Origin of the sequence: Pseudogracilibacillus sp. SE30717A (assembly GCF_037071985.1) — a bacterium.
Lineage (GTDB): Bacteria > Bacillota > Bacilli > Bacillales > Amphibacillaceae > Pseudogracilibacillus.
Map to the genome: position 1 here is coordinate 117,070 of NZ_JAXHDF010000011.1, position 21,714 is coordinate 138,783.

Here is a 21,714-nt window from a genome sequence, read left to right on the forward strand (position 1 = left end):
GAATGGAGTGAAACATTATGTCGGTTGGAGGAAAAGAAAGTGTGCAGCGATTTGAAGAGATCTTAAGAGCGAAAGGGCTTAACAATAAAATAGTTGAATTGCCAAACAACGCTAGAACGGCAAAGGAAGCGGCAGACGCAATTGGCTGTGAAGTCTCACATATTGCAAAATCAATTATTTTTCGGTTGGAGAACACGAAGCGTCCATTACTAATCGTTGCGAGTGGCAGAAATCGAATCGATGAAAAAAAGATAGAAACGTATATTGATGACACACTTGGAAAAGCGGATGCGGAATTTGTCCGCGAGCATACAGGTTATGTGATCGGCGGTGTACCTCCTCTTGGTCACACAGAAAAAATCGAGACATTAATCGATGAAGATCTTTTTGAATTTAAAACAATCTGGGCAGCTGCCGGTCATCCAAAAACTGTATTTGAGCTAACCCCAGACGAATTAGTAAAAATGACAGAGGGACAAGTTGTCTCGGTAAAATAGATAAGTCGGGCTAGAGATGGCCGGCTTTTTTTCGTACTTTCAAGGAAGAATTATGAGTTACCGGAGTTTGATACCATTTATTAAGATGATTTGTTGAACTTTGTTATTTGCGTTAATCTAGGTGCTAAAACTACTGACAGGATCATCCCGTTTGGAAAGCTGCTGTAAACGAGCGGACAGTGCAAATCGTTTAAGAGAACTTGTCCCATTAGTAAAGGCAAATCCCTTAGTAGGAAACACAGTTATTGGGTAGTAGAAAATTCGGGAGTGTGTGCAAGTTTGCTCAATCATATACCAAACGCTCTTATGATCTGTACTAATGATCCATTCACATTGGCTACACTACTGTTAATAGATTTTTTAGTTGCGGAAGGAAACATTCTTTTTTATGTAGTAGATTTTGATTCAGAAGCACTTGGCATGGCTTAACGAAGAAAGTCTTTACAATGATAATAAATAATTCATAAAATACTATATGTTTCTATTAAAATATAGTCATGATCGACCGATATGTAATAGGTATTTAGTATTAGTTTCATGAGGAGAGAGGTGAGTGTTTTCAACATTAGGATAGCTTAATTTATCGGTAAATGTGAATCTTTTCACAAAAAACTTCACTAAAATATCTCCGAGCTTAATGTAAGCTGTAGAAATAATATTAAATACATAATCGTACAATTCACAAGGAGACGGTCATTATGAAAAAGGCATTTAATTTTAAATCGATTCGAACAAAAATATTAGTAGGATTTAGTTTAATTATCCTTTTAGTTGCGGGACTCAGTATTTATAATTTAATTTCATCTTTTCAGATGAACGAAAAGACTGAGGATATTATTGAGAGACAAATAGATCTTTTAATTTTAGATGAACAATTAACAGCGAAAATGTTTGAAGCAACTTCTCAAATACGCGGATATTTTTTGTATAACGATTCTTCCTTTAAGCAAGAATTTGACCAATCGATGGAACGTATGGGTGATATAGAAAATGAGATTATAGGTCGCGTTTATTTGGAAGAGGATAAAGAGAGAATAAAAGCCATTGGCGAAAAAAGAACGGAATGGATAGAAGGAGTCGAGCAAGCGGTAACTTTATTTGAAAAAGGCGATACGGAAAAGGCATTAACGATGCTCACACAATTAAAGCAACATGCACAAGAGATACAAGGAGACATAAATTCTATTGTAGAAATTAGAGAAGAAAAAATTGTGAGTGATGGACATGCCATTATAAATATTGGAGAGGTAAACGCGATAATTTTTATTGTTGTATCTCTTTTAGTATTAATCATTGGGGTAGCGGTTGCTCTTAAAACAGCCCAATCTATTTCAAATCCGATCAAGCTTGTTATGAACCGGATGAATGAACTTGCGAAAGGAAATATGAGCGAAAAACCTTTAGTTACCAAATCGAGAGATGAAATTGCTCAACTCATTGTAGCAACGAACAAAATGACTGAAAATAACCGAGAGTTAATTAATGAAATCAGTCAAGTGTCTGAATCTGTTTCTGGTCAGAGTGAAGAATTAACACAATCAGCAAGTGAAGTTAGAGAAGGTACAGAGCAAATCGCGAAAACGATGGAAGAGTTAGCCACAGGAGCGGAGACACAAGCAAATAGCGCAACAGATTTAGCGAGCGTTATGGGCACATTTAATCAACAAGTGGAAAAAGCGAATGATAATGGCAAACAGATTGAAGAAAATTCCAAGCAGATATTGGAAATGACTGCAAAAGGCAGTAATTTAATGGATTCTTCGACAAAACAGATGGAAATAATTAATCATATTGTTAAAGAGACAACTGAGAAAATGGAAATACTCGATAAACAGTCACAAGAAATTTCCACACTTGTTCAAGTCATCCGTGATGTTGCAGAACAGACAAATCTGTTAGCATTAAACGCTGCAATTGAAGCGGCAAGAGCCGGTGAACAAGGAAAAGGATTTGCCGTAGTAGCAGACGAAGTACGTAAACTTGCAGAACAAACTGCATCCTCTGTAAATGATATAACTAATATTGCGACAAACATCCAAGAGGAATCAAGCGATGTTGTAAAATCACTAGATGAAGGCTATAAAGAGGTCGAACAAGGAACCGAGCAAATCGTTATGACTAGCCAAACATTTCAGGAAATTAGTTCTGCCGTTACAAATATGGCTGTAAATATTAATAATGTTTCTGAAAGTTTATCCAATATTTCTACAGGAAGCCAGGAAATGAACGGTTCTGTTGAAGATATTGCCGCAGTTTCTGAAGAGTCAGCCGCAGGAGTGGAAGAAACAGCAGCTTCCACACAACAAGTAAGTGGTTCGATGGATGAAATCGCCGGAAGCTCGTTCCAGTTGGCAGAGCTAGCTGAGATATTAAATGGGTTAGTGGGAAGATTTAGAGTGTAATGGATTAGAGGAACTGTTAGGTAAACTTAAATAAATATAGGAATGAAATCATTAATAGCTGTTGACTTAAAAACAGCTATTATTTTTTTAATGGAGTATCCAATAGTGAAAAGGTTTTTACGATAATTTTATCGAATAATAATATAAATATTTATCCAAAGGAGGAAGAAGATGAATAGGTTAAATCTGATTACACTTGGAACGAGGGATATTGTAAAATCACATAACTTTTTTAAGGAACTTGGATTTGATACATCAATTAGGGGAACAGAATCAAATCCTATTATTATATTTTTTAAAAATAAGGGGACAAGGATTGCTTTGTATCCATTGGAAGAACTCGCAAAAGATGTGAATGAAGACAATCCACCTGAGATATCAAATGGATTTTCAGGGATTACGTTAGCCTATAATGCAAAATCAATGGAAGAAGTTGACGAGATTATAAGAAAAGCGGAGTTAGCTGGCGCTACAATCCAAAAAGAGCCTAAGAAAACGGATTGGGGTGGGTATGGAGGATATTTCACTGATCTTGATGGCTATTATTGGGAAGTTGCCTATGGAGAAGATTGGGAATTTGATGAATCTGACATGTTAATTATTGAAGACCAATAACATTTGTAAATAATATGCCTTATTGAATGAGAGAATGTTCAAGTATATGCTGAGCATTTTAGCTTTCCTTTGGAAAATAAAACCCGTCCCTCAAAAAAACGGGTTTCTTTTTATTCGCAAAAATTGATATGATGAAGATATTGCAGTTTTTAAGAGGGGGGTCACGCAAGATGAACAAAAAATTTATCCTTCCTAACAATAAATGGATGTTAGGTTCACTCATTATTATCATAACCGTTCTATCGGGCTATGGATGGGTGGTTATGAAAGAAGTCCTTGCTTATATGGGACCTTTCACTTTTAATGCGTTTAGATTCGGAATCGGATCACTAACCTTACTTGTTATCGTATGGATTTTAAAGGTGGGTGTACCTCCTAAGAAATATTGGAAACCTCTGATTATAGTGGGGCTCTTACAAACTTCTGCAGTATTTATACTAGTCATGTATGGTCTGGGATTTGTTGATGCAGGGAAGTCGTCTGTTCTTTTATATTCCATGCCTATGTGGAGCAGTCTATTAGCGATCAAATTCTTGAGAGAAAGGCTAACAATTAAACAAATACTCGGCTTATTCATTGGAATGGTAGGATTACTAACTGTTTTGGGATGGGATATTTGGACGAAGCAAAATCTGCAAACAATTATTGGAGAGTTATTAATCGTTATGGCGGCTATTGTGTGGGCAATATCTAATATTTATTACCGTCTTCATCTCCAAGCATTACATAAAATACAAGCCTCGGCATATCAAATGACGTTCGGTACAATTGGAATCTTTATTGCGGCAATAGTTATGGAATGGGGAGAGCCTGTACATTTAAATATCACAAGCATTTCTTCTATTTTATTTGCCGGGATACTTGCTTCGGCACTCTGTTTTACGGTCTGGTATTTAATTCTGAGCATGATTGATATGGCAACAGCGACAATTGCAACATTGCTTGTTCCGATATTTGGATTGATATTTAGTGCGTTGTTTTTAGGAGAAGAAATGTCGGTAGGGATTGTGGTTGGGTCAGGGTTAATTATTTGTGGGATTGTTGTAGCGCAAAAAAGGAAGAAAGAAAATAAAGGTGAAAGATTGAAAGAATCAATTTGATCCAACCTCAAACACCGTTGGCCATTTTTTGGCATTATTAAAAAAGAATTTAAGGAAAAGAGGTAATGTTTCTAAAACAGGACGTTGTCGCTGATTTTTAAGCGATTTTTTGATGTGTTAGTGGTTGGGATTGTTGTTGTGTATCAGTAATCAAGGTAGACTTCACTGATCGTGGTTTTAAAGATATAAAAATGGCTATCAACTAGTTGTAAAAGCCGATAGCCACTACAGTATCTTAGGTTATTTTAATATCATCTTCATCCGATATCGTACTAATCTCCTTGAGAGAAGCTGAATCTCGGGTTCTACGACTTCGGTCAATGAGAGACAATTACTATCTAATTTTTCCTATCTTCTTTGATTATATCTTTATCATCCTTCATGAGACGTTTTAGGTCAATCATGAGCATACGATCCATTGGATATGTAGTTGTATATCGGTATTTATTGGCTCCTGATTCAAACGTGACATAGAGATGTTTCGGATGGACGTCTACTATCCCTTCTGGCATCGGGATCGCCTCAATACTTTCCCTTGGCTTGGATTGGAATCCATCAAGGAACCATAGTGGAACTGATTTTTCCCCAACAGTTACATAATCATGCGGTTCATCTTTTAATGGATGCTCATAGCGGTATAATACGCTATCATTTCCTCTACCATAAGATGTGCTCAACGTTACACCTTTCTTTTGAACAATAGCCCCTTGGACCTTGTCCGTCGTTGACAGTACATAATCAGGAACAGCAAGATGGTCAGAACTTCCATTCCATTGTTCTGTTGTCAGCATATCTGTATTTGGCCTGAGATCAAAGCCAATCATCCAAGCATGGTGCATGTCACCAGTTCGTGTTTCCATATGATGCGATGGATCAGTTGGATAGTCTTTTGCTTCGTAAAACTCCCCAACCCAGAGAATTCCTTCATTATAAACAGTGTATGCTGCATCCAATGGAACAGGTATATGATGAACAAACTGAATTTCACCGTTGTCTGGCGCATTTACGAGATCATCGATTCGGAATGGATATAGATAATTTTCCGATGCAATCCAAACATGATCCTTACTAATCGTTAATCCGCCTGCATGACCCGTATATGGTGTGCCGTCTTGGTTATATAATAAAACAGATTTGACTAGTTTTTCAGTAGTTGCGTCTACTACTGTTAGCGTGCCTGGTCGTCCATTTTCCAAATAGTTTACTGTAAATATCCAGTCTTTCTTTTTATAATACGTAATCCCCTGAGGAATCAGATCCTGAGCTAAACCAGGAATAACTGGACCATCGATACTAATATCCCATAGACCTTGATAAGCTGGATCTTTTTCTGAAAAAAATCTTTCTTCCTGTGTGATGATCTGATGGGCTGGCGTTACTTTTACTGCTGCTGACCTTTCAGAAATGTTTCCGGATAAGTCTTCAGCTGCCATCTCTATAGTGTACTCCATGTTACCAGTTAAAGTTGATAGTGTAAATTCGGTTTGTTCAGGAGTGACAGAAAATTCTAATTCACCATTTTTATAGATGTGATAGCGAAAAACATCTGTTTCTGGATTTTGTTCCCATGTTAAATCAATTTGACCGTTGCCAGGAACTGCTTGTACATTCGACGGTGTCTGTGGAGCTTGTTCATCTAGAACTGGCCTTGGTGGTATTTGATCTGTAAGAACCCATCCTGGTGTCGGTGGTTGGTGACCTTCTAGTGTTTCCATTGTTAGTGTACCATCTGATGGATAGCCAAAGATGATAGACTTTTTAAGTGATACATGATCTCCCGTGTAGTTTGCTCTGACAACGTCCACCCCTTTGGGATCTGAGATAATGATCGTCTGATTTCCGCTATTCACAAAGCCACCAATATTATCTAAAATATATACCTTTTCTTCGTTCAAATGCTTACTGAAATAGGACCCAAAATAATTGAAATTAAATGCTTCTAATGTAATCGGGGCAATTTCCTGCCTACGCGTCCAAAACAGCTGTGTATCCCATGGCTCAATAATAAGATCATCTTGAATAGTCTCATTCCAGCTGCCCGAACGGATGGCATACCCTTTTAAGTTAATTGCCTCGCTACCATTATTGTAAATTTCCAGATATTCAAAAGCATCATAGCTAGCGAAATTATCGGTATCAGGGACAACTTCTGTAATAAGGATGTTAGGAACTGGCGTGTTCTCTACAGGCCCACTAACAATCTCTGATTTGACAGACTCATTTCCTACTTGATCAATAGCGGTTACCTCAAACGTGTACTCCCTATCAAGATCAAGTGGTAGTGCGATAACACTTGCTTCATCCGTTGTTGTAAAAAATGTACCGTTTACGTACACCTTGTATCCGGCAAGATCAGCTTCATTATTACTGTCCCATTTAAGCTCTACATGGTCAATGCCTGGAGTTGCATTTAGACCAGTTGGGGCAGCTGGTGCTTCCGTATCAACTACTTCCTGCGGTACTGTGCTTGTCGGCTGGCTGGCAGCTGATTCGTTACCATCTTCATCAAGTGCAGTGACCCGGAAAGAGTAGTGTTCGTTGTTGTTTAACCCTTCAATTGTGTAACTGTTTTCAGAAACGATAATCGGCTCTGCATTCTGAGAATAGTAGATTTTATAGCTTACAGCCGCCTCCGACGCATTCCAATTTAAGTTAATTGCTTGATTTGCAGGCTCTGCTTGGAGATCGGCTGGTGATTCGGGTCCAGGTAATTGTCCAGAAATAACTTTACCCGGAGTCGCAACCTCGTTATTTCTTAGTCTAGTCATTTCGCTTGTGTCACTCTTTTGATAGATAACACTTCGATTAGTAATTCCATCTGCTTCCCCGTCATTAAATTTTGCGGTAACAATCGTTTCAGCTTTCGCGTTTGCAATCCCGACCTGTCTGGGGGAACTGTCATGCAATCCTTGACCGGGTGTTGTCAATTGCACGCCATATACTTGGTCCGGTGTCAGAATAACGTCATAATTACTGTTAAAATCCCATAATGGAACGTCTGGATAATTAAACTTTTTTAACCAAAGAACAAGTGTATCCCGCGGCTGAATCATTTGATTAGAGATTGTCCACCTGTTCACCGGGTTTGTAAAATCACTTGAAAAGTATTGCAACTGATAGCCATCCAAATTAATTACCTCTGATGTATCGTTATAAATCTCCACATATTCAAACGGCTGGCCTGTCTCGGCTGATTTAGCAACGACTTCCGTGATCAACAAAGGTGGTTCACTTTCTGCATATGACTTTGTAACTGGTGATGCGAAAAGTGCGATTAAAAATGCTGCAGAAATTGCTAATGCATAGATAAAAAATCTGTTAACCCTTTTTAACATGAATTCACTCCTTTGTATGTTGGCCATAGTCCGATGAAAAAATGCTGTAAAACAACAAAATCCCATGAAAACGGAAGTGTCACAAAAAATGCAACACATCTTTTTCATGGGAAACTCATTTTCTCCACCCAAATGGCATGTAAACTATTTGATTTATTATAATAGTATAACAACTTAGAGGCTGGTACAATAGATAGAAAGTACTGTTTATTAATGAGGATATACAGTTTGAAACGTTCATTTTATCTAACAATTTATAGCGGTGAAAAATAAAATATAAAAAAGGTTAAACTTTTTTAATTACCTTCCGATATTGTATATAGGGACACAAGGATGTGACCCCAAATAACATACATGGAGGTAGATTGAACATGATTATCAATCACAATATTTCAGCACTTAACACACATCGCCAATTAGGTGCTAACAACAATGCAGTATCACAGTCATTGGAGAAACTTTCTTCTGGACTAAAGATTAACCGTGCAGGAGACGACGCAGCAGGTCTTGCAATTTCTGAGAAAATGCGTGGACAAATCCGTGGTCTTGACATGGCGATCAAAAACTCTCAAGATGGTATTTCTTTAATCCAAACTGCTGAAGGTGCTTTAACTGAAACTCATGCGATTTTACAACGTATGCGTGAATTAACAGTACAAGCAGGTAACGTTGGAACGCAAGAAGAAGATGATTTAAGTGCAATTCAAGAGGAAATTCAAAACCTTCTTGACGAACTTGATGGTATATCAGAGCGTACTGCATTTAACGGCAAGAACTTGCTTAATGGAGATTTTGAAGAAGGTACATCAGACCTTATTTTCCAAATCGGTGCAAACGCAAACCAATCACTTAAGGTAAATATTGGTGATATGTCAGTAGAAGGATTGGATTTGGAAGGGTTTGACGTTACAGCATTAGGTGAGGCAGAAGACAAAGCAGCATTTGATACAGCATTAGAGGGGCTTTTAGATAAAGTTGATGCAGCAACTAAAGCTGTTTCTAAAGAACGTTCTAATTTAGGGGCAGTACAAAACCGTTTAGAACATACAATCAACAACTTAGGTGCATCTTCTGAGAACCTAACAGCTGCAGAATCACGTATTCGTGACGTTGATCATACCGAAGCTGCGTAAAAATCGCAGTATGAGGTATAGTCGTCCTAACTGGTAACGGTTAGTGAGTATGATCGGGTGAATTGCTGGAAAACCCTTAGAGCTTGTCTTACTACAACGCAGTCGGAAACGACAAACGTGAAGGTTTGAAAAAAGACAAGATTGGGCAATCAGCAGCCAAGCGCCTGTGGCGAAAGCCTGGCGAAGGTTCAACGACTAGGATATACCATCTAAGGTAATAAGCTATGATGATGAAATCCATAGGTGAACAAGGAGCCGCAACATCCTTGGAATCCGAAGTGCCCGACCCCTACTAGAATTATAGAGGGTGAAGATATAGTCTAGTCATTTATGAAAGTAAATGTTCGCACGATGGCGAAAGAGATGATGGAGTTCACTAAGAACAACATCTTAACTCAAGCGGCACAAGCAATGTTAGCTCAAGCAAATCAAACGCCTCAAGGAGTACTACAGTTACTTCGTTAATAGAGGATAAAGCGAAAAAGACTCTAGTAATTTTTAGTGCTAGAGTCTTTTTCAATATTAACAAATTTACTGGAAGCATAGGCAAGTCAATTGACTAAATGATAGACCAGTATTTTGCTTAAGAAATGTTAGGTTGCACATGTTTTCATCGTTAATAACGATCTGATAGCTTTTAGGCTCATTTAAGTTATCGTGTATTAAGTTGTTATATTTTTTAAAGAACGTTTCATTTTTTAATTTTTTTATAACTTTTGGTAGTAATGATAACGCCAAATTTATTTCTATAGTTGGTTTCATTATGTGTATTGTGTTAGGTAAATAAATTGTAGTTCTTCTTTCGGGTATGTATTCTTTATTTTTACAACTAAGTACAGATTTTCTATACATACTTTGATGAAGATAAGGAGTTATAAGGTGAAGGAAATAAAAGATTTGAATTTGGTCATATAAGATGATTCGTAATTGTTTATCAATAGTAAATTTTAAATGATATTTTTTCTTTAAAAATAAAATTAGCTTATCGATTTCACTGATAGTAAAGCTTTCCGTAGAAATAATAATCTTTTTTGGAGTGCTGTTCTTGATTTTTAAATGTCCGTCATCCATATACCACCAAGCAAGTGACTCTTCATTAAAGTACTCGTATAGTAACGAGAAGGGAATGACTTTTCTTTTCGAAGGATACCATTGCTTACGGAGGTATGTGATTGTATCACAAGTTTTTGATTGAACCTGATATGCAAGGCTATATCCTTTGACTAGTCTTTTGTCATAAGTCTTCCTAAAAAATGGAGGATTTAATGGAATATCTGCCTTTAATTTTTGGTAACAGTAGTTACTCCATGAATAATCCTTGGCAGTGTGAATAAATTGGAATCTTGGTTTCCTCCCCTGTTGTTTTGTAATACAATCATCACCAAGTAATTTCCCTATAATTTTGGATTTAAAAGATGAAGAGGTGTTCTCCCATGCAGTGTAAGGCATAATAACTCTCTCCTTTTAAGGGAACGTATATTCTTATTATAGTATATTAAACCTTATTACTCAAATAATTTTTTCTTTACTTTAAAATCTCTCTTGAAATATTTTCATTGTAAATAAGTGACTTTTGATTAAGGATTAAAAAGGAAAGGAAAATAAAGATTGGATAATCAATAATTATTGCTATTATCGGCTTTGTTGGTGTATTATTAGGAGCGATTTTTCAAAAGATGAATCATGATAAAGCTACGTATTTGGAGAATATTACAAAAGAAAGAAGTGCTTGGTAATACGATTCGTTGTTTAACAGAAGAGTTAAATCAGGACAATGCAGATTATAAATTATTGAAAGTTAAATTTCAAATAAGATTAAATCCGTTAACTAATAATGAGAATGAGGATTTGTCAGAGAAACAACTCTGGCATAAAAAAGAGGTTGAAAAAGCTACTCAAACCTTTATCAATTGGCAAAAAGAAATTATGAACGGCTTTGTATTTGATTTACACAATGGTCTTATTACATCATCAATATAAAAATATAAATGTTCGAGTGGCATAATTGGAGTGAGCATAAAGTTCTCACTCCAACATTTGACTTAGAACCTTTTAAATATAAAAAAGGGTTATCAATAGATGATATTTTGAATTATATAATAGTTACTCAGTAGATCATTGGTTGGTCAACAAAGAATTTCTTCAATTAATTATCAAGCATTCACAACTGGGTTAATTGCTGGAATATCATAAAGTGTATTGTACCGCAACGAAATTTGAAACAGTATACATGAAGATTTGAAAAACAAGACAACAAAACAATGAACAATCAGCAGCAATTCCCCTAAAAACTTATTTAATGATTGCTATTTTGATTGACTGACCCAAATGATTTATGGGCATTTTCATGAATCAATAGAAACAGAATTGGCACCTCCCTACTCGGTTGGGAGGTGCCAATTTTTCCAGTAATAACCTTTAATTTTCGTTATCTGTCCCTAGCTTAATCGCATATTTGACCATCGCTTCTGCATAAGCTTCATTATCATATATCTTTCGAGGTCCATTTGGATTAACATCCGTTAAAAGTAACGATTTATCTTCACCTATTACATATGTCATTGCAACTTCACTTATCTTTTGATTTATTTTTTGTTCCAAATCTAAAAGAACATTAATAGTCCGTTCTTCAATTTGTTCCTTGATATCTTCCGTAAGTTCGTTTTCCTTCACAAAAGATTCAAGTGTTTGTTCGGATAGTTTAATTGTGTTATCCGCGGCTTTGATAGTTTGTAAATTTACATAATTACTGATAGTTTCCCATTCATTATTTTTATTTTTAATCACCATAGACTGAATTTCTGACAGTCCTGTATGTTGTTGAACAATATAACTTTTTTCTTCTATTAAATGATTAATATAATTCCGCAAATCATTTTTGCTGTATTTTTTTATGGATGATCCTCGAAAAACTTCATACCGTCCGTCTTCTATCTCACGTATTATATAAACAGGATTACCATACGCCATATCTTGTTGTTTCAATTGCACCTGTCCGTATTGTTCGATGAATTGAAAGACGTGAAGTGGGCGATACACTATTTGATAATCAGCTAATGATCTAGCAACTTGGTCATTCTCTTTAATTAATTCATACACTGCGGAACGTGATGTAGCATCGTTTACCCATTCATTTGTAAAAGGCACATCTTCTAGTTCCTCGTAAATAATCCTCGTTTCTGTTGTACTGCGGATTTTAAGCCTATCGATAATAACAGAAGGGTATTCGGTAACTCTTTGTACCCATTCACCGTTTTCATAAAATGAACCACGAATAAGACTAAAATCATAATCAATATCACTTGGAGTGAAAGAATAGAAAGGTACATTATTTTTTATTGCTGATGTTGCTAAAGAGATTGATAAATTATCGCTTGTCTGTTTACCGATGAGCATTCCTATACATGTCTGTGCTCCATAATCAAAAGGAGGTAAGTTAGTATTTCTTGCTTGAAATTGTCCTTTTGCTGCAGCATCTATACTATCTTGACCTATATGCATAATGCCGTTTCTAGCGATATATTTTGCGTAGGAAATAAAGTTTATCGCTCGCTTTCCTTCATGATAAGCAGTTTGTGGGCCATTATTCGCTTCGTGCATCCAAATTTTACCGGTATCGTCAATTGCAAAGTCTAGCCCTAATTCATTCAAGCCTAGTCCGTATAATTTATCTAGATGTTTCGTAACATCTATGGAAAGTTTAAGAATCTTATTTTCATAAATAGCCCCTTGTTTCACACCAAATTCATTTCGTAAAAATGTTGGGAAATCTTCGACACGCCCTTCAGTAGCAATATTACTAAGATTACTTTTTTTACTTCCGATACGTGGGTAAATATGTGTGATTTGCCATTCACCGTTTTGATCTTTTTGGACATGTGATCTAAAATGATATGGTTCATCTGCTATCGTTCGAGTATGAATATACCGTTGGATAATGTAGCTTCCAACTTCAGCTAAAATAGTATATTCAACAAAATGCTGAAATTCCTCTTCACTTAAAATACGTTCTTTGGTTTGATCTAACATAACGAAACGACTGCCTTTTTTAGTGACGAAGTAAATATTTTCACCTCGATTACTTCCTAATGCCTTAAAAACGACGTCATTATTCTTTTGAATAAATTCATATACTTTATCTTCAGAAATGCAGACTGTAAAAGGAACAAGTAGTTCAGCAAATTTCCTTTGTTGTAGCATACGCTTCGGTAAGCTAAATTTGTTACCTACGTGAAAGCTAGTAAAGGGAACAACTCTTTGCAATTTTCTTGCCGCTTGTGCGCGTTTTCCACCTCCAATATTATTAATAACATCTGGAAAAGAGGAAGTAACACGTTCCCATTCACCATTTTGAAATATATCGGCATTAATTTGTTTTTTTTCGAAGTTTATGTCAGTTGAGGTGAAGAAATACAGTTTAGTGTTTTGTTTTTCCCCCTCATTTAGTGTTGCTTGTAATCGCTCCTTAGTATAAAGTTCTTTAGGATTAAACCGATCGTGGAATATACCAATTGAAATAGGTTTGTTAGTTTTTTGATTTCCAGAATGTTCAATAAAACTTTCATTTAATTTTACTAATAATGGACGTAAGGAAAACTGTATAATTTCAGATACTTTTAATAATTGAGCTTGTTCTATTTCTTTTGATATATAGCCAAGATACTTAATCAATTTTTTAGTTTGACTGTGAAATCTTTCGTCTTGAGTGTTTAATATATTTATAACTGCTTGAGAACCCTCTACAATAGAACTAAAAATATAAATGCTTTGATTTAATTTCTTCTCTTTTATTAATGACGAGAAGTGATCTGTTGCTTCTATGAGTGTTTCTAATATATTTTGAACTTGAAATAGTTGTTTTTTGTCTATCACCGTTATATCACTCCAATTGAAAATAATAATTGTAAATAAATTATTTTAGTTTATCTATCCTTTGAATCTCCCAAAATCAAGTAATTTAATTCCAATTCTGTAATACTATTATACTCTTTCCGTTTATATAAATAGAAGGCTCCACCTAAAGTAACCCAAACAATTAATGCAATCCTAGATTCAATTCCTAGAAATGCTGGAGAACCAGGAATTAGGAGTAGTCCAATAAAGGTTATACTTGCTATTATTCCTACTAAGGATATAAGCTTTTTCCAAGGCGCTACTTCTTGTTTTGACGGGTCAGTAATTTCATTCGTTGACCACTTAAATAAATAAAATGCGGTTATACAAGTATATAAATAAGCAATAGAAACACCGATGGATGACATATCAACTACCCAAACGAGAGCTTCTCGTCCAAACCAAGGTGCTACTGCCGAAATAGCGATTGTAAAAATAATTGCGTAATGAGGTGTATTATATTTGGGATGTAATTCACCAAACATACTCGGAAGAATTTTAGCCCGTGACATAGCAAATAATAAACGGCTCGCTGTCATGATAAACCCATTTAGTCCGGTGAAAATTCCCATCGATAGAGCAACAACTAAAATAATTAGACCAATGGGACCTAAAAGTTCTTGGATAACATAACCTGTCCCCCATAGATGGTTTTTAGCTGCAACAACTTCCCATGGACTTGCCATAGAAGTTGCTAGTATCATAAAACTATAAATCCCTGCTGCAAAAATTAATGCCAAAATAATTAACATAAAAGCTTTACGAGCTGGAAAGTCGAATTCTTCAGCAGCTTGAGGTACAGCATCAAATCCTACATAAGCCCAAGGAGCAATGGCTACAATAGAAATTACGGCAGCGAATGAAGTTGTGTTCGCAGGAAATAATGGTTGGACATTTGAAAGTCCTGCACCTGGATGCATTCCAACCGTTAAAGTTAATACAACAACACTTATTACCATAATAATGGCAAAAATAAATTGTATACGACCCGATAATCCTGTCCCTTTAACATTCAAGTATCCAAATATTAACAATCCTAATGTTGCTATCAAAATTTCAATACCGTAAACATTCCAACCTGCAATTGTATAAAGATAGAAATTTTCTACAATCATTGGGAACACATATTTGATCATTAGAGAAAGTGCTGATGCATTGAGAGCAACGATACAAATATATCCTAATGTTAAGAACCAGCCGCTAATAAATGCATGTGTTCTTCCTAAACTTATAAAGGCATAAGCAAATTCTCCGCCCGAAACAGGAAAACTTTTAATTAGAAATCCGTAACTAACAGCGATTAACATCATTAGTAAAGCACCGATACCAAAACCTAAAATAACACCTAATGGTCCCGCCGTTTGCATCCAGTTAATAGGTTGTACAAATGCTCCCCAACCAATAGCTGAACCTAATGCAATAGCCCATACCCAATGAGGTTTTAATGATTTATGTAATGTTTTTCTTTTCATAATTGCTCCTTTAATCTGATTTGTAAAATTAAATCCCTACTATCTATATAATATATCGGTTGAAAAAGGATAAATATCAATACATTTTTAATGCACTGATTTGGAGAGGTTTAGAATTAAAATGAACCGACGTTTAGGTGATATTAAAAGTACGATAAGTAGGGGCAATCTAAAGTTTATAAGTGACATCAATAATGTCTTGAAAATCTATTGACCTTGCAGATATAATGAAGAGTCTTGTTCATGGAGCCAAAGCTAGTATCACCCACTAAAAACAAAAACCCTCAGCATTTTGGACTAAGAGCTTACTATTAGATTGGTTATCCTACTATTATGCTTTTATCTGCAGAATCGTTACTGTGTGGGAAAGACTCACTTTTCTCGATATAAATGAATGTGTCATTTTTTAATTGTTATTGGCACCTGAATGCACCTTATTTACTCCCTTTCTCACATTCTTATTTCACATCAATTTCTCCAGCAGTAAAATGTCTAGAAAACTTATTGACAAAAAAATCTGACTATTGTAATATAAAATGTAATCGATTACATTTTAGTTAATCTATTTAATAGAAACGCTGGTTTAATCATATAATCTATATGATGTAATCAATTACATAATGGAGGTGTTTTATGATAAATAACCTGGCAATTAATACGAATACATACCATGGATTTACCTTAGAAAATGCAGTGCAAGGGGCAAGCGAAGCGGGGTTTAAGCAGATTGAATTAGCTGGAGCAAAAGACCATACAAATCATGTGCATCCCAATATGACGAAGGAACAAATTAGTGAAATTAAATCACTACTCCATCATTATGGAATGAACTGTGTTGGAATTGGTGCCCATAGTAATGTTATGGAAGAAGCAGGAATTGCATATTTATTGGCGAGTATTGATTTGGCTGTTGCATTCGATTGTCCATATATTGTTACGGCTACTGGTGATTCTCATGGCGATACAGACATTGTTGAAGATGAGAGTTTACTAGCAGAAAAATTAGCCCCCGTTTTAGATAAGTGTGAGAAATTAAATAAAACTTTGTTAATTGAAACACATGGAAATAATTACGCGACAGGTAAGGCAGTAAAAAAATTAGCGAAGTCACTAAATGATCGTGTCAAAATAAATTATGATACTGGTAATGTCATTTTTTATGGAAATACATTACCCTACGACGATTTAGCTCAATCAATTGATTATATAGAATTTATTCATTTGAAGGATAAACTTGGTGTATATAACGAATGGAACTTTCCAGCTATTGGAGATGGGGATATCGATTTCCACAAAATTTTCACCATCCTAGAGGAAGGAAAATATAAAGGTCCAATTAGTGTGGAAATTGAATTTACACCATCAGGTCCTAACGATTTGGAAGAAGTAAATCATTTTGTCAAACGGTCGTTCAACTATCTTTCAACAATATTAGATTAAGAAAAAGTTGGGAGGGGGTAAGTATGCAAAAAATAGGGCTAGTTGGTTTAGGGTTTATGGGGAAAACGCATTTACGCGCCTATGATTCTATTACTAACTGCGAAGTAACTGCAATCTATACGAGAAGTAATGTAGTAGATGAGGATATAACTCAAATGTATAATGGTTCTTTTGTAACTACTTATGATGATTTATTAAAAGATGATGCAATAGATATCGTTGATATTTGTTTACCAACGTATTTACATGAAGAATTTATAATAAAAGCGGCGAATGCCGGCAAACATATTATTTGTGAAAAACCACTTACGTTAACGGTCGAGTCTGCGAAACGGATTTTAGACATTATTCGTAAAAATGAAGTGAGATTGTTCGTAGGTCATGTACTAAGATTTTGGCCTGAATATAAAAAAATTAAATCGTATAGTGAAAGTGACAAATTAACAAATATAGACGTTGTACATGCAAAGCGATTAGGGCAAAAGCCGAAATGGAGCAATTGGTTTCAACACCCGGAGAAAAGCGGTGGTGCCTTATTTGATTTACACATTCATGATATTGATTTTGTTACCTATTTATTAGGTGAAGTTGACTGTGTTTATGCGGTAGGAACGAAAAATGACATAGGTGCTTGGGATCATATTATGACGACGTTATCTTTCAAAAATAAAAGTATTGCATATGTAGAAGCATCACATCGTATGGCAATGAAATTTCCTTTCACCATGTCATTTCGTGCCCAATCAAGCCAACGTATAGTTGACTTTCATTTTGCAGGTGCTGAAAATATAGAAAATATGCAAGCCTCTAATAATCAATTTACGTTCTATACAAACGAGAAAAAGTCGACATTGGAAGTTCAAGCACAAGATGCCTTTCATAATGAATTATCCTATTTTGTAGATTGTATTGAACATAAAAAAGAAAATACAATTATTCCCCTAACGGATGTACTATACACACAATTTATACTCCAGGCGATCGAACAATCATTAGAAAATAACGAAAAAGTTTCCATCCCCCAGTTTTAAAGAAAAGCAGAAGCTAGATTAATGCAACACCATAATTCTGAATATATAAAATAGTATAAATTTAATTATATTATTTTTATATAATATCCTTCTATAAGTATAAAGAGGGAAATAGTAAAAATTAAAGGGAGGTTAAGTGGTGAGAAAGTTTTTATCTTTGTTTTTCATGGTAGGGTTGCTTATTGTCATTGTTTTAAGTGCGTGTAGTGGGGAGAATGTTGACAGTGATGCTGACACAGATGATGCTATAGAGAATGATGAGAGTGAAGATACGAAAAAAGATGGGGAAAAATATAAGATTGGGATTCTTGCTCCAGCAGTAACACATGGATGGGTTGCTGCAGTTGCCTATCATGCGGAAAATCGTGTAAAAGAACTAAGTGATGAAATTGAGTATCAAATACAAACAAGTAGTGATGCTTCGGAAATGACTTCACAATTAGACGATTTGATGACATGGGGAGCAGAAGCAATTGTAGCATTTCCTCAATGGGAAGGAATGGAGACGTCGATTCAAACAGCGCTCGATAATGGAATTGAGGTAGTAAACTTTGATATTGAAATCGATGTTGACGGGGTGTACCGTGTTGCAGGTGATAATGAAGATATGGGGATTCAAGGAGCACATTATATTGTAGATAAAATTGGTACAGAAGGAAATGTCGTAGTTCTAGAAGTTCCGACGGCAGGATCGGTCTCTGAACTGAGAAAGAAAGGATTCGAAGATACAATCGCAGAAATTGCCCCAGATTTAACTATTCAAACATATGCGACAGAATTTACTCGTGAAGCCGGGTTGAAAGACTTTTCTGACATCCTGACTGCGAATAGTCAAATTGATGCAGTCTATTCCTTAGATGATGAAACTTCGGTGGGTGTATTACAAGCGATTCAAGAAGCTGGCAGAGATGATATTAAAGTCGTAACTGGCGGTGGAGGAATGCAAGAATACTTTAATATGATGCCACAAAATGAAGATATTTGGATTCAATCAGCTTTATACAGCCCGGCGATGGTGAAAGATGCGGTAGATGTAGCGCTCAAAGTGTTAAAAGGGGAAGACGTGGACGAGCAAATTATCATTCCGACAACGATTGTAGATAGAGATAACTACGAGGAATTTATTGACACAGATTCACCGTATTAATAGAGTCATGGAGTTAAGAGGTATCTGCTGTACAAGAGAGGCTATATGAAGGGTATAGCTTCTCTTTTCAATAAAAGTCTGGAAGTGATGGCATGATCATAGAAATGAAAAATATAAAAAAGTCATTTGGTAGCAATGTTGCTGTGCTGAAAGATGTTACTTTTACAATACAAGGTGGTCATATTTGTGCTTTGTTAGGTGAAAACGGAGCTGGGAAATCAACATTAATGAATATTCTTGGAGGAGTACATCAAATGGATGCAGGTTCAATTTTGATTGATAACGAGAAAGTTCATATGGAAACACCAACACATTCACAGAAGGCTGGGATCGCATTTATCCACCAAGAATTAAATTTGATTAACGATTTACCTATTTATGAAAATATATTTCTGGGTAGAGAAATAAAAACAAAAACCGGAAGTTTAGATTTAGAAACGATGATTCAAAAAACAGAAGCTATTTTCAAAGAAATAAATGTCGATTTGGATCCGAAAACGATGGTTCATCAACTTGATTCGTCTTACAAGCAAATTGTTGAAATCTGCCGTGCAATGATGACAAATGCATCCATCATTATTATGGATGAACCTACTACTTCTTTAACAGAGCAAGAAATAAAACGTGTCTTTAAAATGATGAATACGTTGAAAAAACGTGGTGTTGGAATTATTTTTATATCCCATAAATTGAATGAAGTGATGCAAATCTGTGATCAATACGTTGTCTTGCGTGATGGTAGTCTCGTAGCGGAAGGAAAGGTAAGTGAAGTAACGACGAATGATCTTGCTCGTTTTATGGTTGGGCATGATGTAAGAACAGAAAATTTAAGTAGAAAAAAGAAGATAGGTAATACAGTGTTACGTTTAGAAGGATTTACAAGCACTCATACTTTTCGAGATATAAATTTTTTAATTAAAAGTGGAGAAATTGTTGGAGTGACTGGATTGCTTGGTGATGGTCGTAGTGAACTTTTTCAATCTGTTTTCGGGGCAAAAAATATTCTATCAGGAAAAATGTATCTTGACGAAATGGAAACAACATTAAACAATACGGTTGATGCTATTAAGAAAGGAATTGCATACCTTCCAAACAATAGAAAAGAGAATGCTATTCTTAAAGATATGAATATCATTGAAAATGCGACTATTACTACTTGGTCCAAATTTTCACAACTAGGTATTATAAATATGGAAAAACATGAAAAGACCTTTGAACATCAACGGAAATCATTGCGACTTAAAATGGGTCAGCTTATTGACAATATTAATAGCCTCTCCGGTGGAAATCAGCAGAAGGTTGTTCTTGCTAAATGGTTAGCGACCGAACCAAAGTTGCTTATACTAGATAATCCTACTCAGGGTGTCGATGTCGGAGCGAAAGAAGAGATTTACGATATCATTTTAAAACTTGCTGAAGAAGGGCTTGCCATCGTTGTGCTTTCAGATGAAGCTCCTGAAGTCATCCGTATATGTGATCGAGCAGTTGTCATGTATCATGGGGAGATTCAAGGAGAAGTGGCTGGAGATGCGATGACTACGCATAATATGATGACATTAGCAACAGGAGGGAAACTGAGTTAGTAGGGGGAAAATCATATGAGAAACACCTTTGGACGGATTAAAAACAAGTGGATAAATGAACCATTATTTAGTACGTTTGTTGTCCTTATTATTATGGTAATCATCCAGACATTAGTTTTAGGATTTGATTATGATTCTTTTGGTAGTTGGTTACAATCATGGACGAGTAATTGGCTTAATATTCTTAGAAATAATGCAGGTGTAGGAATCATTGCTTTAGGGATGACATTTGTAATTATGTCAGAAGGAATTGATTTATCGGTTGGTGCTACATTAGTTGCGACAGGTGCTTTTTTGATGGTTTTAATCGATACTGGGAGTAAAGGTTTGCTAGGATTGATCGGATTAACAGGTATTCCTGCATTTATTGTTGCAATTATTATCGTGTTAGTGATGGGCTACTTATTAGGAGCTTTAATTGGGCTAACAATTACAAAAGGAAAAGTACCTCCGTTTATTGCTACATTGGGAGCTATGATGATCTTCAGAAGTGTAACTCAACATTTTATGCAAGGACATAATACGCAAGTACCAGCGGAGTTTTTAACAATTGCTAGTTTTAAAGTGGGAAACTATATGCTTATGCCGATTATTTATTGGGCAATTATTGCAGCAATCCTTTATTATGTATCGAAGCGAACAGTTTTTGGAAGACAAATTATAGCTGTTGGTTCAAATGAGAAAGCAGCGATGTTATCAGGAGTTAAAGTAGATAAAATCAAGCTTCAAGTATATGCGCTAATGGGACTTCTTGTTTCTATAGCGGCTATTATTCAAGTTTCGAGAATCGGATCTATGGACTTTTCTAATGCTGGTAGAGGAATGGAAATGGACGCAATTGCGGCAGCAGTTGTAGGTGGAACGAGTATGAGTGGAGGAAGAGGGTTTATTCTTGGAACCGTTTACGGTATGTTAATTATTGCTGTTATGAATAATTTATTGAATCTATTCGGTGTCCCTCCATTTTTGAGAGAGGCATTTAAAGGATTAATTGTAATTTGCGCAGTGCTGTTACAGAGAAAGCAGCAGGTGGGATAGAGTCAATCTAATGAAATAGTATAATTAT

The 21,714-nt window shown here is 35.6% G+C and carries 15 protein-coding genes and 2 pseudogenes; 13 read left to right on the plus strand and 4 right to left on the minus strand.

Translation table 11 applies throughout. From position 1 onward, the window contains the following. Nucleotides 1-17 precede the first annotated feature (17 nt). The 5 genes from SPD48_RS16945 to SPD48_RS16965 all read left to right on the plus strand — a co-directional run bounded on the left by SPD48_RS16945 (nt 18) and on the right by SPD48_RS16965 (nt 4,614). Nucleotides 18-497 (plus strand): YbaK/EbsC family protein, encoded by a 480-nt coding sequence (locus tag SPD48_RS16945; protein ID WP_336259309.1) that lies wholly within the window; start codon nt 18-20, stop codon nt 495-497. Nucleotides 498-704: 207 nt separating this feature from the next. Continuing rightward, entirely contained in the window at nt 705-926 is a 222-nt protein-coding gene (locus SPD48_RS16950) for a DUF2399 domain-containing protein (RefSeq protein WP_336259332.1), read from the plus strand. Between the two features lie 269 nt (nt 927-1,195). Then, nucleotides 1,196-2,899 (plus strand): methyl-accepting chemotaxis protein, encoded by a 1,704-nt coding sequence (locus tag SPD48_RS16955; protein WP_336259310.1) that lies wholly within the window; start codon nt 1,196-1,198, stop codon nt 2,897-2,899. Between the two features lie 171 nt (nt 2,900-3,070). After that, on the plus strand, nt 3,071-3,514 hold the full coding sequence (locus SPD48_RS16960) for a VOC family protein (RefSeq protein WP_336259311.1): 444 nt from the start codon (nt 3,071-3,073) through the stop codon (nt 3,512-3,514). A gap of 170 nt (nt 3,515-3,684) precedes the next feature. Beyond that, a complete protein-coding gene (locus SPD48_RS16965) occupies nt 3,685-4,614 on the plus strand; it encodes a DMT family transporter (RefSeq protein WP_336259312.1) in 930 nt (309 codons plus the stop codon). Between the two features lie 338 nt (nt 4,615-4,952). On the opposite strand, the gene SPD48_RS16970 is transcribed toward SPD48_RS16965, so the two are convergent. Further along, nucleotides 4,953-7,949: a lamin tail domain-containing protein gene (locus SPD48_RS16970; protein WP_336259313.1), complete on the minus strand. Its 2,997-nt coding sequence runs from the start codon at nt 7,947-7,949 to the stop codon at nt 4,953-4,955. Nucleotides 7,950-8,320: 371 nt separating this feature from the next. Here SPD48_RS16970 and hag point away from each other — a divergent pair. Continuing rightward, nucleotides 8,321-9,064, plus strand: a pseudogene (gene hag, locus SPD48_RS16975) (flagellin Hag); the annotation flags it as partial. A 369-nt stretch (nt 9,065-9,433) separates the two neighbouring features. Then, a pseudogene (locus SPD48_RS16980) lies at nt 9,434-9,547 on the plus strand (flagellin); the annotation flags it as partial. A 66-nt stretch (nt 9,548-9,613) separates the two neighbouring features. Here the strand turns inward: SPD48_RS16980 and SPD48_RS16985 are convergent. After that, entirely contained in the window at nt 9,614-10,531 is a 918-nt protein-coding gene (locus SPD48_RS16985; protein ID WP_336259314.1) for an endonuclease, read from the minus strand. 234 nt (nt 10,532-10,765) lie between these two features. Between SPD48_RS16985 and SPD48_RS16990 the strand changes: the two genes are divergently transcribed. Next, nucleotides 10,766-11,062 carry a hypothetical protein gene (locus SPD48_RS16990; RefSeq protein ID WP_336259315.1) on the plus strand — a complete coding sequence of 99 codons (297 nt, stop codon included), beginning with the start codon at nt 10,766-10,768 and terminating at the stop codon, nt 11,060-11,062. 438 nt (nt 11,063-11,500) lie between these two features. On the opposite strand, the gene SPD48_RS16995 is transcribed toward SPD48_RS16990, so the two are convergent. Both SPD48_RS16995 and SPD48_RS17000 read right to left on the minus strand, forming a co-directional pair. Continuing rightward, on the minus strand, nt 11,501-13,954 hold the full coding sequence (locus tag SPD48_RS16995; RefSeq protein WP_336259316.1) for a YheC/YheD family protein: 2,454 nt from the start codon (nt 13,952-13,954) through the stop codon (nt 11,501-11,503). A 50-nt stretch (nt 13,955-14,004) separates the two neighbouring features. Continuing rightward, entirely contained in the window at nt 14,005-15,450 is a 1,446-nt protein-coding gene (locus SPD48_RS17000) for an APC family permease (protein WP_336259333.1), read from the minus strand. A 630-nt stretch (nt 15,451-16,080) separates the two neighbouring features. Here SPD48_RS17000 and SPD48_RS17005 point away from each other — a divergent pair. The 5 genes from SPD48_RS17005 (at nt 16,081) to SPD48_RS17025 (ending at nt 21,686) form a co-directional block, all read left to right on the plus strand. Next, nucleotides 16,081-16,887: a sugar phosphate isomerase/epimerase family protein gene (locus tag SPD48_RS17005; RefSeq protein WP_336259317.1), complete on the plus strand. Its 807-nt coding sequence runs from the start codon at nt 16,081-16,083 to the stop codon at nt 16,885-16,887. A 23-nt stretch (nt 16,888-16,910) separates the two neighbouring features. Next, nucleotides 16,911-17,918: a Gfo/Idh/MocA family protein gene (locus tag SPD48_RS17010; RefSeq protein WP_336259318.1), complete on the plus strand. Its 1,008-nt coding sequence runs from the start codon at nt 16,911-16,913 to the stop codon at nt 17,916-17,918. Nucleotides 17,919-18,057: 139 nt separating this feature from the next. Further along, nucleotides 18,058-19,065 carry an ABC transporter substrate-binding protein gene (locus SPD48_RS17015; RefSeq protein ID WP_336259319.1) on the plus strand — a complete coding sequence of 336 codons (1,008 nt, stop codon included), beginning with the start codon at nt 18,058-18,060 and terminating at the stop codon, nt 19,063-19,065. Between the two features lie 92 nt (nt 19,066-19,157). Continuing rightward, a complete protein-coding gene (locus tag SPD48_RS17020; protein ID WP_336259320.1) occupies nt 19,158-20,648 on the plus strand; it encodes a sugar ABC transporter ATP-binding protein in 1,491 nt (496 codons plus the stop codon). 15 nt (nt 20,649-20,663) lie between these two features. Then, nucleotides 20,664-21,686 (plus strand): ABC transporter permease, encoded by a 1,023-nt coding sequence (locus SPD48_RS17025; protein ID WP_336259321.1) that lies wholly within the window; start codon nt 20,664-20,666, stop codon nt 21,684-21,686. The last annotated feature ends 28 nt before the right edge of the window (nt 21,687-21,714 follow it).